Consider the following 15,030-nt stretch of genomic DNA (forward strand, 5'->3'; position numbering starts at 1 on the left):
TGCTCAGCCTCGTGCGTCGCGCCGCGCCCTTCGCGACGCTCACCCGCGGCGTCCTCGAGGCGGTCCTCGACATGCTGGCGGGCCGTTACCCGGCCGAGGAGTTCGCCGAGCTGCGTCCCCGCCTCACCTGGGACCGGACCAGCGGCGTCCTCACCGGGCGGCGCGGCAGCCAGCGCATCGCGGTCACCAGCGGCGGCACGATCCCCGACCGTGGCCTGTTCGGCGTGTTCATCGCGGGTGACGGCCCCGGGCGCCGCGTCGGCGAGCTGGACGAGGAGATGGTCTACGAGAGCCGCGTAGGGGATGTGATCACGCTGGGCACGTCGGCGTGGCGCATCGAGAACATCACCCACGACCAGGTGCTCGTCACGCCCGCGCCGGGGGAACCGGGGCGCCTGCCCTTCTGGAGGGGCGACACGATCGGCCGGCCCGCCGAGTTGGGCGAGGCCGTGGGCGGGTTCGTCCGCGAGGTCGCCTCCCTCGGACCGGACGCCGCCCATCGCCGACTCGCCGAAGCCGGTCTCGACGACTGGGCGGCCGACAACCTCATCGCCTACGTCGCCGACCAGCGGCAGGCGACCGGGCACCTGCCCACCGACCGCACGATCGTGGTCGAGCGGTTCACCGACGAGCTCGGCGACTGGCGCATCGTCATCCACTCCCCCTACGGCGCCCCCGTGCACGCCCCGTGGGCGCTCGCCCTCGCCGAACGGCTCCGCGAGCGGTACGGCGTCGACGTCCAGGCGCTGCACGCCGACGACGGGATCGTCCTGCGGCTGCCCGATGTGGGCGCCGATCCGTGGGAAGACACCCCTGAGCAGGCCCAGGACCCCGGTCGAGCCCAGCACTCCGGTCGAGCCCAGCACTCCGGTCGGGCCGAGCACTCCGGTCGGGCCGAGCCGTACGGCGACCTGCTCGACCTCGTCCTCCTCGACCCCGACGAGATCGCCCCGCTCGTCACCGAGCAGGTGGGCGGCAGTGCCGTGTTCGCCAGCCGGTTCCGCGAGTGCGCCGGGCGGGCGCTGCTGCTGCCCAACCGACGCCCTGGGCACCGTCAGGCGTTGTGGCAGCAGCGGCAGCGGTCGGCGGCGCTGCTGAACGTGGCGGCGCAGTACCCGGCGTTCCCGATCGTGCTCGAGGCCGTGCGCGAAGTGCTGCAGGACGTCTTCGACGTCGACGGCCTCACCACGCTCATGCGCCGCATCCGAGGGCGTGAGATCGCCGTCGTCGAGGTGGATACCCCCCAGCCGAGCACGTTCGCCTCGAGTCTGCTGTTCGGCTATGTGGGGCAGTTCATCTACGAGGGCGACTCCCCACTCGCCGAGCGCCGCGCCGCCGCCCTCTCCCTCGACCCCGACCTGCTCGCCGAACTGCTGGGCACCTCCGAGGGCCTGAGCCTGCGCGAACTGCTCGACCCGGCGGCACTCGCGCGCACCGAGTCCGAACTGCAGCACGTGGTCGAGGGCCGGCGGGCGCGCGACGCCGACGAGCTCACCGACCTCCTCCGGTCGCTCGGCCCCCTGTCGCAGGCGGCTCTCGCCGCCCGCAGCACCCAGCCGGACGCCGTGGGTGCCCTCATCGCGCAGCTCGCCGACGCGCGCCGCGTCTTCGCCTGGGGCGAGCGGTGGGTGGCGATCGAGGACGCCGGCCGCCTCCGGGACGCCCTCGGTGTCGCGCTGCCCCCCGGCGTGCCCCACGCGTTCGCCGATCCGGTGCCGGATCCCTTCGGCGACCTCCTCGTCCGCTACGCCCGCACGCACGCTCCCTTCTCCGTGGACGCCGTAGCCGCCTGGCTGGGTGGCGGGCTGGGGCGAGCGGTCGTTCTCGACGGTCTGCGCCGGCTGGTCGCCGACGGGCGGCTCGTCGAGGGCGAGTTCACACCGGCGGCGTCCGGGCGCGAGTTCTGCGACCCGGCGGTGTTACGCACCATCCGGCGCCGCTCGGTGGCGGCGTTGCGCGCCGAGATCGAGCCGGTGCCCGCGGAGGACTACGCCCGCTTCCTGCCCGCCTGGCAAGGCGTGGGCGGCACGCTCCGCGGCGCCGACGGCGTCCTGCGAGCCGTCGAGCAGCTCGCCGGAGTGCCGCTGCCCGCGTCTGCGTTGGAACCGCTGGTGCTCGCAGCGCGGGTCCGCGACTATGCGCCAGCGCTGCTGGACGAGCTGTGCGCCTCGGGTGAGGTGGTCTGGCGGGGTCACGGTTCGCTGGCCGGCCGTGACGGTTGGGTCTCCCTGTGGCCGGCCGAGCTCTCCGGGTTCGCCCCCGTGCCAGGGGAGCCGGAATCGACGACCGCCCGCGCACTGCTCGAGGCGCTGCGCGCCGGCGGAGCACAGTTCTTCGCGCCCCTTGCGGCGGCGGCAGGATTGCCACCCACCGGCGAAACGGCGGACGCCCTCTGGGACCTCGTCTGGCAGGGGCTGGCCACGAACGACACCCTCGCGCCGCTGCGCACGCGCCTCGGCGGCGGCACCACCACCCATCGGACTCCCCGGACACCCGCGCGGTCCCGCTACGGGCGGCCCCGCATCCCACGCGGGCCGGCCCTTCAGCTGCCGCGCGACGTGGGCGGTCGGTGGTCGCTGCTGCCGACGCCGGGGCCCGACGCCACCGAGGCGCTGTTCACGACGGCGGAGGTGCTGCTCGACCGCTACGGCATCGTCACCCGCGGCGCCGTGCAGGCCGAGGAGGTGCCCGGCGGCTTCTCCGGCGTTTACAAGGTGTTGAGCGCCGCCGAGGACGCCGGCCGCGTGCGCCGCGGCTACTTCGTGGAGGGGCTGGGTGCCGCCCAGTTCGGCACGGTGGGTGCCGTCGACCGGCTGCGCGGTGGGAAAGCGGGCGGGGGCGCCCTGGTGCTGGCGGCGTCCGACCCGGCGAACCCCTTCGGCGCGGCGCTGCCGTGGCCAGACTCCGGGGACCACAAGCCGGGCCGCAAGGCGGGCGCGCTCGTGGTCTTGTCCGACGGCCGGTTGGTCGCCTACGTCGAACGGGGCGGGCGGACCGCCCTCACCTGGGTCGCGGAGGAAGCGGCCCTCGCGGCCGCGGCGTCCGGCCTGGCCGGCCTCGTGCAGACCGGGCGCCTCGCCGCCCTGACGGTGGAACGGGTCGACGGCGTGGCAGCCCTCGACGGCAAGCACCCGTTCGCGGCCGCCCTGCTGGCGGCCGGGTTCCGGCAGACTCCGAAGGGGCTGCGCCTGAGGCGCTGACCCCGGTTCAGGGGCGCGGCAGTTCGCTGGCGACGCCGGGCGGTCGGCGGAGGTGTCCGCCATGCTTGCCGGCGCGCTCCTCGACGAGATCGACGATGCGGGCGGCCGCTTCTTCGAGGGCCATGCCCGTCGTGTCGAGCACGGGGCAGCGCAGGCGCCGCTGCAGGCTCTTCACGTCGTCGAGCTCGTCGTAGATGCTGGCCAGATCGACGTAGCCGTCCTTCATGCCGCGGACCCCGAGCCCACGGACGCGCTCCGAGCGGATCGTGCGCAGCCGCTCCGCGTCGAGGGTGAGGCCGACGATGCGCCACGGCTCGATGGCGAACAGCTCTACCGGCAGGGGGATGTCGGGCACGAGCGGCACGTTGACCGCCTTGTAGCCGAGGTAGCCCAGATAGATCGACAGGGGCGTCTTGCCCGAGCGCGACGGCCCGACGAGGCAGATGTCGCACTCGGCGAGGGCGGCGGGCTGGGCGCCGTCGTCGTTGCGGACGGCGAAATCGATGGCGGAGATGCGCACGAAGTAGTCGGCCTCGACACCCACCGGCCGCATGGGCACCTGGTCGGCGTGGCTGCCGCTCAGTTGCTCGAGCGCGCGCATCGCGTCCGTCATGAGATCGGCGTGCGGCAGCTCGAGCTCGACGCAGGCCGCCCGGACGATGCTCGCCAACTCCTCGCTGACGAGGGTGAAGAAGACGGCGGTCGGCCTGCCCCGGCGGGCGCGAATGGCTTCGAGGGCGGCGTGCAGGCGGGCCGTCGTCGTGAGGCGACGATGCCGCACGAGGGTGAACTCGAGGTCGGGGAACTGCGCGACCGCCGCCCGCGCGAGGCGCACGCCGGATTCGCCGGTGGAGTCGGCGAGCAGATGGATCTCGAGGTTCCCCGAGGGTGCGTCCGAGGGTTCGGAGGGAACGCTGTCGGTCATGCCTGGTCGCGCTGTTGGCGCAGTTGGTCGAAGAAGGAGGCATCCGGGCGCGACGGCGGGGGTGCGTCGTCGACCGACTCCTCAGCGACCGCATCGTCGCCGTCGTCGTCGGACTCGAAGCCGTCAGGGCTGTCGTCCCAAGCGGTCGGGTCGAACGTGCGGTCGCGGCCGACGAGGGCCTCGCGGGACAGCATCTCGCGAGGAATCGTGTCGGCCGAGGCTCGCTCCGCCTCGGCGGCGGCGCGGGCGATCGTGGCCGACCAGGGGTCGGAATCGGCGGCGGGCGGGGCCGGCCGCTGTGCGCTACGCCGACGCTGGAAGTAGGCGGCGATGGCGACGCCCGCGACCGCGAGCAGGATCGAGAGCAGCGCGAGTCCGATGAGCCCTCCGGCATCCATGACTCTCCCTTCCGACGGCCTGTGCCCAGCCTAGAGGGTCGGCTCAGGCTTCGATGACCAGCGGCTGGAGGGCCATGACGACGAGGGCGATGATGGCCAGCGCGTACAGGACAACGGTGATTTCGTTCATGCCTCCACCCTGCCGCTGAGCAGGGGATTCACACATCGGGCCGGCGGCGGGTTCTCGGGTGGGGGTCGGCGGCCGGTCCCCTCCTCCCGGGGTAGGAAGACCCCGAGGTCGCCGGTAGGGTGCGTCCATGGCGCTCAGCGTGTTCGACCTGTTCTCGATCGGGATCGGGCCGTCCTCGTCCCACACCGTCGGCCCGATGCGCGCCGCGGGCCTGTTCCTCGAGCGCCTCGGGAGCGACCTCGATCGGGCGGTCCGCGTCCGCTGCGACCTCTACGGCTCTCTCGGCGCCACCGGCATCGGTCACGGCACGGACCGGGCCGTCATGCTCGGCCTGATGGGGGAGGTGCCCGAGACGGTGGACCCGCGAGCGGTCGCGGACGCCGTCGCCGCCGTCGCCGCCGACCACGAACTCGTCCTGGCCGGGCGCCACCGCATCGCGTTCGATCCGGCGTCCGACCTGATCCTGGACGGCACCCAGGAGTTGCCGGCGCACCCGAACGGTCTCCACCTGACCTGCTGGGACGCCGACGGCACCGTGCTCGCCGAGCAGACGTACTACTCCATCGGGGGCGGCTTCGTCGTAGAGGGCGACGCGGCGGCGTCCGACCCCGTCGTGCCGGACGGCGCCGCCGAGGTGCCCTACCCCTACGTGACGGGCGACGAGCTGATCGAGATCTGCCACGAGACCGGCCTGTCCATCGCGGGCGTCGCGATGGCGAACGAGGAAGCCAGGCGCCCCAAGGAGGAGGTCGAGCGGCGGCTGCTGGAGATCTGGGCGGTGATGCGCACCTGCATCGCGAACGGGTTCGCCACGGAGGGGCGCCTGCCGGGCGGCCTGCGCGTGCTGCGCCGGGCGCCCGCGCTGCACACGAAGCTGACGACCGAGGCGACCGACGACCCGCTGCGCGCCATGGACTGGATCACCCTCTACGCGCTGGCCGTCAACGAGGAGAACGCGGCGGGCGGCCGCGTCGTCACGGCGCCGACGAACGGTGCGGCGGGCGTCATCCCGGCCGTGCTGCACTACTACGTCGACTTCGTGCCGGGTGCGGACGACGCGGGGGTGGTGAAGTTCCTGCTCACGGCGGGGGCGATCGGGATGATCTTCAAGAACACCGCCTCCATCTCGGGGGCGGAGGTGGGTTGCCAGGGCGAGGTCGGGTCGGCGTGTTCGATGGCGGCCGCCGGCCTGGCTGCTGTGCTGGGCGGCACGCCGGACCAGGTCGAGAACGCCGCCGAGATCGGCATGGAGCACAACTTGGGCCTCACCTGCGATCCGGTGGGCGGCCTCGTGCAGATTCCGTGCATCGAACGCAACGCGATCGCGTCGGTGAAGGCCGTCGCCGCCGCGCGCACGGCGCTCCGCGGCGACGGGACGCACATCGTCAGCCTCGATTCGGTCATCAAGACGATGCGCGAGACCGGGCGTGACATGCAGAGCAAGTACAAGGAGACCGCCCTCGGCGGACTCGCCGTCAACGTGATCGAGTGCTGACCGCGATCGCTCAGCAGATGCGACAGTGAACGAGGGCCTGCCGACCATCCCCCCAGGCCGGCAAACCCTCGCAAGAACCAACCTAGGCGACCCGGCCGCCTCTGCGGTATCCCCCACTCGGGTGACTGGAGTGGGTGACCGGGGATTGTCCGCTCCCTGCCCGACTCCGCCTTGACGCGTGCGGCACTATGTTCAGATGCAACGGCTGATCGAAGGCACCCCCGGTCAGGAAGCCGAGGTCTGGGTCCAGGACCGGGGTGGCGGCCCCCTCCGCCTCCGCGGCACGCTCGTGATCGAGGATCTGTCCGACGTCCTCACCGAGATTTCCTCACGGACCGGAGCGAACGGCCCCCTCAACCCGGTCACCCAGTTCATGCTGAGCGAGGCGTCGAACCACCTCGCCGAGCGCCTGAGCGGCAACGACCATGCGAAGAACGCGCGCGCCGGGCATGTGCCCCGGTTGTTGTCGACGGCGCTCGGCCACCAACCGTTCGTCGAGAGCGTGCTGGGGATGAGTCAGCACCAGATGCTGCGCCGGTGGCCGCACGCGACGAGCTGGTACACCGATGTCATCAAGTACATGCTGCGGCCCTCCCGCTTCCTGCCCACGTTCGACTCCTTGCACGAGGCGGCCACCGCGTGGTCCACGGGCACCCTGGGCGAGTTCGTCCGGCGGTTCGCGGACCATGCGCTCGGCCTCGGCTTCGACCAGACCCAACTCCGCGTCGCCGAGGCCCTTCAGCTCCTGTGGCCTGACTATGAGCCCATGCGGGACGCCATCGCCGCCTATCGGCACGAGGTCGGGGTGCTGTGGCAGCCCATGTACTTCGCCGCTCTGCGCGCTTATGGCCTCGTCTTGAGACCCGGCATCGACCCCGACGAGACCGCGTGGGCCATGAACTCGATGAACAGCCGCGAGTTCCTCGAGAGGCTCGCCGGTTTCACCCTCGAGCACACGGACGCCGCCGGCAACCCCTGGACGCTCACCGGCTGGAACACTCTGGTGATCCTCGCCGGCGTCTGCACCGACGAGGATGGTTCGCCCGTCAACCCGTTCGACCTGGAGACGCGCCTGCCGGTCCGACCGATCACCTTCGACGTGTGAGCACGCTCTACACCGGCGGCCGAGTCTTCACCGGCAGCGGCCCGGGCGCCTTCTCCTCGGCCTTCCGCGTCGAAGACGGCCGCGTGACATGGGTCGGTGAGGCCACACGCGCCCCGCACGCCGACGCCTTGGTCGACCTCGGCGGCGCCGTCGTGCTGCCCGGCTTGCTCGACGTCCACACCCACCCCTTGCTCATGGCCCTCCTCGCCGCCGACGCCGACCTGCTGCCGCCCGCCTGCCGCAGCCGCGCCGACGTGCTGGCGGCGTTGCGCGCACGGGCGGCGTCCGGGGCGGAATGGGTCACGGGCTACGGGTATTCCGAGGACGCCTACGCCGACGGCCCGCCCACCCTCGCCGACCTGGACGCCGTCGCCGCCGACCGGCCGGTCTTCATCCAGCGCGCCGACGGGCACAACGCGATGGCGAACTCGGTCGCCCTGCGAAGGGCCGGCCTCGGCGACGACTCCCCCGATCCCCCAGGCGCCGCCCTCGGACGGGACGCCGCCGGTCGCCTCGACGGTCGCCTCATCGAGCCGCCCGCCGTCGCTCTGGTGGACCGGCTGCGGCAGAGGCCAACGGCGTCCGAACTGGCGGACCGCCTGGTGGGGCTCAACGACCACTTCCTCGGCCACGGCCTGGTCGCGCTCGACGACAAGTGGGCGAACTCCGGACCGGACCCGTGGGGGAGCTACGTGCTCGCCAAACGGCGCGGATTCGTGCCCGACGTGGCGGTCTTCTTCGGTTGGGCGAACGGCGTGCCCGATCCGGCGACCCTCGAGCCGGCGCCAGGCCTGCGGCTGGGTGGGGTGAAGGTGTTCCTCGACGGGGCGTTCAGTTCGCGCACGGCGTGGGTCGACGCGCCCTACCCCGGTTCGTGCGACCACGGCATGTCCACGCTCTCGGACGCCGACCTGCGCGCCGCGTGCGCGTGGGCGCGGGAACACTGCGTCCAGTTGGCGGCGCACGCGATGGGGGATGCGGCGATCGCGCATCTGCTCGACGTGCTGGCCGAGGTCGAGCCGTGGCTCGGCGATCGGCCCTCGATCGTCGTCGAGCACGCGTCGGTGCTCACCCCGGCTCTCGTGGCGCGCGTGCGCGCCCGGCGCGGGGTGGCGGTCGTGACGCACACGAACTTCTTCTTCGCCGAATGGGCGAGCTACGCCGCGAACCTGACCGACGCCGCCCGGCCGCACACCTATCCGCTGCGTGCTCTGTACGACACCCCTGGCCCGCTGGCGCTCGCCTCCGACTCCCCCGCGACCGCCTGGTCGGACTGCGACGACCCGTGGCTGTCGATCGCCGCAGCGGTCACGCGGCGGACCGTCGACGGCACCGCCTTCAACCCCGCCCAAGCGCTCACCGTCGGCGAGGCGCTGCACCTGTTCACCGGCCGCGCCGCGCAGATCACCACGAACCGGGGCGTCGGCGTCCTCACCGCGGGTTCCGACGCGTCGTTCGTGGTGCTGGACGCCGACCCGTTCGCCCTCGACCCGGCCGAGCTCGGCCGCGTGCGAGCCCGAGAGGTCTGGCTGCGGGGCGTCCGGGCGCGCTGAGACCCACCCGCGGGTCTCGACGAACTCGACCAGCGCGTCAGTCGGTCGACCCCGCCAGCCCGAGACGCTCCAGCAGCGGCTGCACCTCGGGATCGCGGCCGCGGAACGACCGGTAGGTCTCGATCGGGTCGACCGAGCCACCGGGCGCGAGCAGCTTCTCCCGGAACCAAGCGCCGTTCTCGCGCGTGCCGCCCCCGTTGGCGTCGAACCAGGCGACGGCGTCGGCGTCCATCACCTCCGACCACTTGTAGCCGTAGTAGGCCGCCGCGTAGCCGGGTGTCCAGATGTGGCTGAAGTACGCCGAGCGGTACCGCGGCGGGACGAGGTCGTACGCGACACCCCAGCGCTCCAGCGCGCGCCGCTCGAAGTCCTCGACCTCCTCGGCGGCGGCCGGGAGGGCGTCCAGCGGCGTGGTGTGCCAGCTCTGGTCGAGCAGCGTGGCCGCCATCAGCTCCAACGTGCCCGCCCCCTGGTTGAACGTGGACGCCGCCTTCAGCTTCTCGATCCACTCCTTCGGCAGGACGCGGCCCGGCTCCCAGGCCCAGTGCTCGTTGACCTGGGAGGGAAACTCGACGAAGTCCCGCGGTGTGTTCGGGCCGGAGTGGCTCGCGTAGCGGCTGTCGGCGAACAGCCCGTGAAGGGCGTGCCCGAACTCGTGGAACATCGTGATGACGCCGTCCCAGGTGATGGTCGTGGTGGCGGGTGTGTAGTTGCAGTCGTTCGTGACGACCGGCAACTGCTTGGTGAGGTGGTTCTGCTGCACGAGCGACGTCATCCACGCCCCGCCCTCCTTGGTGGGGCGCGCCCAGAAGTCCATGACGAACAGGCCGACCGGTGAGCCGTCCGCGTTGTGCACCTCGTAGACCTCGGCCTCCGGCGTGTGCCCGACGAGGTCTGCTCGGCGGGTGAACGTGATGCCGTACAGGTCGTGGGCGGCGGCGTACACCGCGTCGAGCACCTTCGTGACCTCGAGGTACTCCTCCACGTCCGACTCGTCGAACGCGAACGTCTCCCGGCGGACGGTGTCGGCCAGGTATTCCCAGTCCCAGGCCGCCAGGGTGGCGTCCGGGTCGAGTTCGGCCAGCTTGGCCGCCAGCTTCTCCGCGTCCGCCTTGGCCTGGGTGAGGGCGGCCGGGCCGAGGGGCGCCATGAGGCGGGTGACGCCGTCCGTCGTCTTCGCGCAGCCGGCCTCTGCGATCAGGGCCGCGTAGTGCTCGTAGCCGAGCAGCGCCGCCTTCTCGGCGCGGGCGCGGGCGATGTCGACGATGAGGGCGCGCGTGTCGTGCGCGCCGCCGAGACCACGCGCGACGGACGCCTCGAACAGCCGTTGCCGCAGGCCCCGGTGGTGCAGCCGGGCCAAGAGGGGCTGCTGGGTGGTGTTGACGAGCTGGATCGTCCACTCCCCCTCGCCGGTCTCCAGAGCGGCCACCTCGGCGTCCGAGAGCCCGTCGAGCTCGGCACGGTCGGTCACGACCACGGCGCCGGCGACACGGCCCTCGCGGTTGGCCTTCTCGAACGCCGTGCTCAGCTCGGCGATCCGGGTGTTGAGCTGGCGCAGTCGAGCTTGGTCGGCGTCCGGGAGCGCGACGCCGGCCCGATTGAACGCGCGCAGGATTTCGCCGAGCGCCCAGGCGTCCTCGGCGTCGAGGGTGACCTCCTTCGCCTCCGCCCGCGTCGCGAGCTCGGTGGCCCGGTCGAAGAGGGCGCGGTCGAGGTAGATGGCGTCGCTGTGCGCCGACAGCTTCGGAGCGAGCTCGGCGTAGAGCTCGTCGAGTGCGTCGGTCGTGTTGGACGCCTTGATCGCGTAGAACGCCATGATGGTCCGGTCGAGCAGTTCGCTCGACCGCTCCCAGGCGTGCAGCGTGTTCTCCACCGTCGCAGGCTCGGGATCGGCCGCCAGCGCGGCGAGCGCCTCGAGCTGGCCCGTCATGCCGGCCTCGGCGGCCTCACGGAGGTGAGCGGCGGTCAGGTTCGCGAAGTCGGGCAACTGGTAGGGCAGATTCGAGCGCTCGGCGAGCGGGTTCGCGGCAGACACGGTCATGCCCCCAACCTAACCGGCCGCCTCGACCGCCCTCAACGCCAGCCGGATCGCCTCCGCCTCGATGATCGTGATCGACCCGTGCTCGGCCGCCTTGTCGACCTCCTTGCGCATCTTCTGCAGCGCCTGCGTGGTGCGCTCACCGTCGCGGACCTGCTGGCGTGCATCGTCCCACTGGTCCATCAAGGCGTCCTTGACGCCCTGCGCCTCCTCGGAACGGCCACCGTCGATCGCCTCGATCGCGAGGTCCACACCGCTCAACGCCGCCTCCAGTCCCACGTCCTGCACCGACGGGAAGCTGACGGAAGGCAGCTCCGTCGGCAGCGTGATCGTCGGGAGCGTGATGCCCGGGGTGCCCGCGGTGCCCTGCGTGGCCGGGGTCGTCGCGGGCGGCTCCGTGGTCGGCTGCGTGGTCGGTGGTGCCGACGTGGGTTGCCCGGTCGGCGAAGGAGTCGAGCCTGCCAACGCCCCGCCCAGCAGCGACGAGCCGACCGCCCACGCGACCGCGAACACGAGCAGCGCCACGATCACCAGCGCGAGCCACGACGCGGCCCGCTTGTAGCGGCCCGTCTCGACCGGCCGGGCCGCGCCCGGGCTCGGGCCGGTGCCGATCCGTCGGGTGCTCCCGGGGGACGCCGCCCCCGCGGCCCCGACCCGGCCGACCGGCGGCTGGACGGCTGTCGGCTGCGGCTGGATCGCGGTCGCGGCAGGCTGGGGGGCCGTCGCCTGAGGAGGCAGGACCGGCGTGGCCACGGTCCGGTCGGCGCGGGTGCCACCGGCCGGGAGGTTCCGCCACAGGTGGGCGAGGGCGGTCACGACCTCGTCGGAGGTGGGCCGGTGGGCAGGATCCTTGGCGAGCATGCGGGCGACGAGGTCGTCCAAGGTGGGCGGAGCATCCGAGCGGCGGGAACTCACGAGCGGCGCTCGGTCGGCGATCTGCTGATGCAGCACCGCGACGGCGTTGTCGCCCGGGAAGGGGGCATGGCCGGTCAGCATGACCATGAGGACGCCGCCGAGGGCGTACACGTCGGAGGCGGCCGTCGCCCGCTCTCCGCGCGCCTGTTCGGGAGACATGTAGGCGGCCGTGCCGAGCGTGGTGGCCGGGGCGGTGAGGTTCGCCTCGGCGTCCAGGCTGACGAGGGCGATGCCGAAGTCGAGCAGCTTCACCGAGCGGCCGTCGATCATGATGTTGGCCGGCTTGATGTCGCGGTGCACGACGCCGATGCGGTGCGTCGCCACGAGGGCACGAGCGACCTGACCGGCGATGCGGACCGCATCGGCCAGCGGCAAGGGGCCTTGCTCGCGGACCAGCTGGGACAGGGGGCGTCCCTCCAGCAGCTCCATGACGATGTAGGCCGTCTGGCCCTCCGTGTCGGCGTCGAAGATGGTGACGATGTTGGGGTGGTTGAGGCTCGCGGTGGCGATGGCCTCGCGGTGGAACCGTTCGGCGACCGTGCGGTCGGCCGTGGCGCCGAGGTCGACGAGCTTGACCGCCACGTCGCGCTGGAGACGCTCGTCGCGCGCCGCGAACACCTGCCCCATCGCGCCGCGTCCGATGCGCGCGCCGAGGCGGTAGCGGTCCGCGACCAGATCTCCCTCGCGCATGGATTCCATCGTACGGGGGTCCGCCGACTGCCGAGAGCCCCAGGGTCCGCGGCCTGCTCCCCGGCGCCTGGGCGTGACCACCCGCCGGGCCCAGGCTGGCGGCGTCCGGTCCGGGTGTCGTGCACGCGGACGCGCGGTGGCACATCGGCCGGTAGGCTCGGGCCATGGCCAAGCCGGAGAAGCCGCTGGAGGGCGGCAACATGACGCCGGTGTCGCGGAAAGGCGACCAGGTGTTGCGGGAGGCCGGGCCGTGGACGCCGACGATCCAGCGGCTGCTGGCCCACATCAGGAGTCAAGGCATCCACTGGGCACCGGAACCGCTCGGCTGGACGAAGGACGGACGCGAAGCCCTCGCCTACCTCAAGGGCAAGGTGCCGAATTACCCGATGCCCGACTGGGTGTACGCCGACGCCGCCCTGGAGCGCGCCGCGGGGTGGCTGCGGCAACTCCACGACGCCACCGCCGACTACCACGACCCCGAGGCCCGCTGGCGCACCGCCCCCCGCAAGCCAGTCGAAGTGATCTGCCACAACGACTTCGTGCCCTACAACATGGTGTTCCGCAACGAGGAACTCGTGGGCGTCATCGACTGGGACTTCGCCGCACCCGGGCCGCGCCTGTGGGATCTGGCCTACCTCGCCTACCGCATGGTGCCGCTCATGCGCGAGGAGAACCCGGCCGCCCCCGAGATCCACATCGACCTCGGCGCCCGTCTCGACCTGCTCATCCAGGCCTACGGGGCGGACGCCACCGTGCCCGACCTGCTGGAGACCATGGTCGCGCGCCTGGAGGACCTGTCCGCGCTCACGCACTCCATCGGCCTGGCCCGCAAGGACGACTCCCTCCTCGGCGACGCCGACAACTACTCCGCCGACGCCGCCTTCCTGCGCACGCTGCTGCGCTGAGGAGCGCCCCTACGATGCGTCGAGGGTGATGTCCACCATCATCTCGGACGCCAGCTGTTCCAGATCGGCGCGGAGGGCGTCGAGGTCGGTGGCGTCGCTCAGCGGCGCCACGAGGTGCGCCTCGAACAGGACGCCGCCGGTCATGGGAGCTTCGCGGGTGTCGGTGGTGAGCTCGTCGATGCTCACGGCATGGCGGCCGAACACGCCCGACACCTCCTTGACGATGCCCGGACGGTCGTTGCCGAGCAGGTCGAGCACCACCACCTGCCCACCGGACACCGCCCCTCGCCCGGGCGCCCGGTGGACGCCGACGTGCAACACCCCTTCGAGTTCGTGGAGGGCGGCGCGGAGCTCCTCGGAGCGTTCGTCGGGGGCCTCGACCAGCACGATGCCGCTGAACAGGCCGGCGAGTTCGGTCAACCGGCTCCGCTCCCAGTTCCCGCCGTGGGCTGCGACGGCATCCGCGAGCGCCTGGACCAGACCTGGGCGGTCCTCACCGACCACCGTCAACACGAGTGTGGACACGCCCCTCACCCTAGCGGCGGGATCCCGGCGGACGCCGCCGGCACCCGCAAGGGGCGAGCTGTTCCCTCAAAGAGAAGGCAACTCAGGGAAACGTTTAAGTTGCGCCTGGCCCGAGGCTTACCGTGGTGACATGACGATGATCGAGGTGTACGGGTGGCTCTGCGCCCTGGCAGGCATGCTGGCCATTCTTCCCCAGGTGCAACGACTCGTGACCACCCGGACCAGCGCCGGTCTGTCGCTGCTCATGTTCCAGCTGACCACGGGCGGCGTGCTCGGCTGGGTCGTCCACGGGCTCAACTACGGTGCGCTCAACGTGATCGTCCCGAACGCATTCACGGCCCTCATGAACCTCGCCGTCCTCGCGTTGATGCAGCGGGACCGGGGCCTGTCCCCCCTGCGCGTCTGGCCGCTCGTGGGCGCGATCTTCGCGGTCGTGGCCACCGTCGACCTCACCCTGCCCGGCGGCTTCTTCGGCCTGTTCGTGCTCGTGCCGCTTTCGGTCGGCCTGATCGCCCAACTGCGCGACCTCCTCAAGGCGACCGACCTCTCGGGCATCTCGTTCCCCTTCATCGCCGCCAACTGCGGCATCCAGTTCCTGTGGTTCGTCTGGGGAGCCCTCGCCGGCGACCTGTCGGTCGTGCTGTGCGCCGGCATCCTGGCCATCGTCACCACGCTCATCCTGGGCGTGTACCTCGTCCGCAACAGCCGGCTGGCCCGCGCGTCGGCGTCCGATCCGGCGTCTGCGGAGCACGGCGGTACCGTGGTGGAGTGGAAGGTTCCGGCCACGGCGGCATGACCTCTGGTCCTGTGTCGAGGGCCCAGATCCCGAAGGAGATCTGGGTCCTCGTCGCTGCTGCGCTGCTCATCGCGCTCGGGTTCGGCCTGGTCGCACCCGTGTTGCCGCAGTACGCCGCGTCGTTCGACGTCGGCGTGGCGGCGGCGTCCGCCATCGTGACCGTCTTCGCGGTGACGCGTCTGGCGTTCGCGCCGGCGACCGGGCCGCTGATGGCGCGCTTCGGCGAGCGGTGGACCTACGTGGCCGGGCTGTTCGTCGTGGCGCTGAGCTCGCTGGGGTGCGCCTTCGCGCAGGGTTACTGGGACCTCCTGTTCTGGCGCGGCCTCGGCGGCCTCGGATCGGTGACGTTCACGGT

Annotated in this window: 12 protein-coding genes and 1 pseudogene; 7 read left to right on the plus strand and 6 right to left on the minus strand. The window is 72.2% G+C overall.

Features of this window, described 5'->3' with window-relative positions:
* Window positions 1-3,200 (plus strand): annotated as a pseudogene (locus Q1K57_RS03105) (DEAD/DEAH box helicase); the annotation flags it as partial.
* Between the two features lie 7 nt (window positions 3,201-3,207).
* On the opposite strand, the gene Q1K57_RS03110 reads toward Q1K57_RS03105, so the two are convergent.
* The 3 genes from Q1K57_RS03110 to Q1K57_RS03120 are packed head-to-tail and all read right to left on the minus strand — an operon-like array spanning window position 3,208 to window position 4,689.
* Window positions 3,208-4,125, minus strand: a complete 918-nt coding sequence (locus Q1K57_RS03110) for a pyruvate, water dikinase regulatory protein (RefSeq protein ID WP_300078899.1) — start codon at window positions 4,123-4,125, stop codon at window positions 3,208-3,210.
* Window positions 4,122-4,523: a hypothetical protein gene (locus Q1K57_RS03115; protein WP_300078901.1), complete on the minus strand. Its 402-nt coding sequence runs from the start codon at window positions 4,521-4,523 to the stop codon at window positions 4,122-4,124. The genes Q1K57_RS03110 and Q1K57_RS03115 overlap by 4 nt, the downstream gene beginning before the upstream one ends.
* Window positions 4,524-4,566: 43 nt before the next feature.
* A complete protein-coding gene (locus Q1K57_RS03120; RefSeq protein WP_300078903.1) occupies window positions 4,567-4,689 on the minus strand; it encodes a hypothetical protein in 123 nt (40 codons plus the stop codon).
* A 91-nt stretch (window positions 4,690-4,780) separates the two neighbouring features.
* Here Q1K57_RS03120 and Q1K57_RS03125 point away from each other — a divergent pair, with 91 nt between their 5' ends.
* The 3 genes from Q1K57_RS03125 (at window position 4,781) to Q1K57_RS03135 (ending at window position 8,806) form a co-directional block, all read left to right on the plus strand.
* The gene (locus Q1K57_RS03125) at window positions 4,781-6,148 is read left to right on the plus strand and encodes an L-serine ammonia-lyase (protein WP_300078905.1); all 1,368 of its coding nucleotides are present in this window, start codon (window positions 4,781-4,783) and stop codon (window positions 6,146-6,148) included.
* A gap of 196 nt (window positions 6,149-6,344) precedes the next feature.
* On the plus strand, window positions 6,345-7,253 hold the full coding sequence (locus tag Q1K57_RS03130) for a hypothetical protein (RefSeq protein ID WP_300078907.1): 909 nt from the start codon (window positions 6,345-6,347) through the stop codon (window positions 7,251-7,253).
* A complete protein-coding gene (locus Q1K57_RS03135) occupies window positions 7,250-8,806 on the plus strand; it encodes an amidohydrolase family protein (protein ID WP_300078909.1) in 1,557 nt (518 codons plus the stop codon). The genes Q1K57_RS03130 and Q1K57_RS03135 overlap by 4 nt, the downstream gene beginning before the upstream one ends.
* Window positions 8,807-8,843: 37 nt before the next feature.
* Here Q1K57_RS03135 and Q1K57_RS03140 read toward each other — a convergent pair whose 3' ends face one another.
* Both Q1K57_RS03140 and Q1K57_RS03145 read right to left on the minus strand, forming a co-directional pair.
* Window positions 8,844-10,847 (minus strand): M3 family metallopeptidase, encoded by a 2,004-nt coding sequence (locus Q1K57_RS03140; protein WP_300078912.1) that lies wholly within the window; start codon window positions 10,845-10,847, stop codon window positions 8,844-8,846.
* 9 nt (window positions 10,848-10,856) lie between these two features.
* Window positions 10,857-12,449 carry a serine/threonine-protein kinase gene (locus tag Q1K57_RS03145; protein ID WP_300078914.1) on the minus strand — a complete coding sequence of 531 codons (1,593 nt, stop codon included), beginning with the start codon at window positions 12,447-12,449 and terminating at the stop codon, window positions 10,857-10,859.
* 164 nt (window positions 12,450-12,613) lie between these two features.
* Here Q1K57_RS03145 and Q1K57_RS03150 point away from each other — a divergent pair, with 164 nt between their 5' ends.
* A complete protein-coding gene (locus Q1K57_RS03150) occupies window positions 12,614-13,354 on the plus strand; it encodes a phosphotransferase (RefSeq protein WP_300078916.1) in 741 nt (246 codons plus the stop codon).
* 9 nt (window positions 13,355-13,363) lie between these two features.
* Here Q1K57_RS03150 and Q1K57_RS03155 read toward each other — a convergent pair whose 3' ends face one another.
* On the minus strand, window positions 13,364-13,879 hold the full coding sequence (locus Q1K57_RS03155; RefSeq protein WP_300078918.1) for an ACT domain-containing protein: 516 nt from the start codon (window positions 13,877-13,879) through the stop codon (window positions 13,364-13,366).
* A gap of 130 nt (window positions 13,880-14,009) precedes the next feature.
* Between Q1K57_RS03155 and Q1K57_RS03160 the strand changes: the two genes are divergently transcribed.
* A complete protein-coding gene (locus tag Q1K57_RS03160) occupies window positions 14,010-14,675 on the plus strand; it encodes a PQ-loop domain-containing transporter (RefSeq protein WP_300078920.1) in 666 nt (221 codons plus the stop codon).
* On the plus strand, window positions 14,672-15,030 hold a 359-nt coding region (locus Q1K57_RS03165), incomplete at its 3' end, for an MFS transporter (protein ID WP_300078922.1). The genes Q1K57_RS03160 and Q1K57_RS03165, both read left to right, overlap by 4 nt.

Source organism: Propioniciclava sp. (genome assembly GCF_029977985.1).
In the GTDB taxonomy this organism is placed as follows: Bacteria; Actinomycetota; Actinomycetes; order Propionibacteriales; family Propionibacteriaceae; genus Propioniciclava.

Coding starts and splice junctions, on each gene's coding strand:
- Q1K57_RS03110 (WP_300078899.1), bottom strand. CDS start 4,125: ATGACCGACAGCGTTCCCTCCGAACCCTCGGACGCACCCTCGGGGAAC.
- Q1K57_RS03115 (WP_300078901.1), bottom strand. CDS start 4,523: ATGGATGCCGGAGGGCTCATCGGACTCGCGCTGCTCTCGATCCTGCTC.
- Q1K57_RS03120 (WP_300078903.1), bottom strand. CDS start 4,689: ATGTGTGAATCCCCTGCTCAGCGGCAGGGTGGAGGCATGAACGAAATC.
- Q1K57_RS03125 (WP_300078905.1), top strand. CDS start 4,781: ATGGCGCTCAGCGTGTTCGACCTGTTCTCGATCGGGATCGGGCCGTCC.
- Q1K57_RS03130 (WP_300078907.1), top strand. CDS start 6,345: ATGCAACGGCTGATCGAAGGCACCCCCGGTCAGGAAGCCGAGGTCTGG.
- Q1K57_RS03140 (WP_300078912.1), bottom strand. CDS start 10,847: ATGACCGTGTCTGCCGCGAACCCGCTCGCCGAGCGCTCGAATCTGCCC.
- Q1K57_RS03145 (WP_300078914.1), bottom strand. CDS start 12,449: ATGCGCGAGGGAGATCTGGTCGCGGACCGCTACCGCCTCGGCGCGCGC.
- Q1K57_RS03150 (WP_300078916.1), top strand. CDS start 12,614: ATGGCCAAGCCGGAGAAGCCGCTGGAGGGCGGCAACATGACGCCGGTG.
- Q1K57_RS03160 (WP_300078920.1), top strand. CDS start 14,010: ATGACGATGATCGAGGTGTACGGGTGGCTCTGCGCCCTGGCAGGCATG.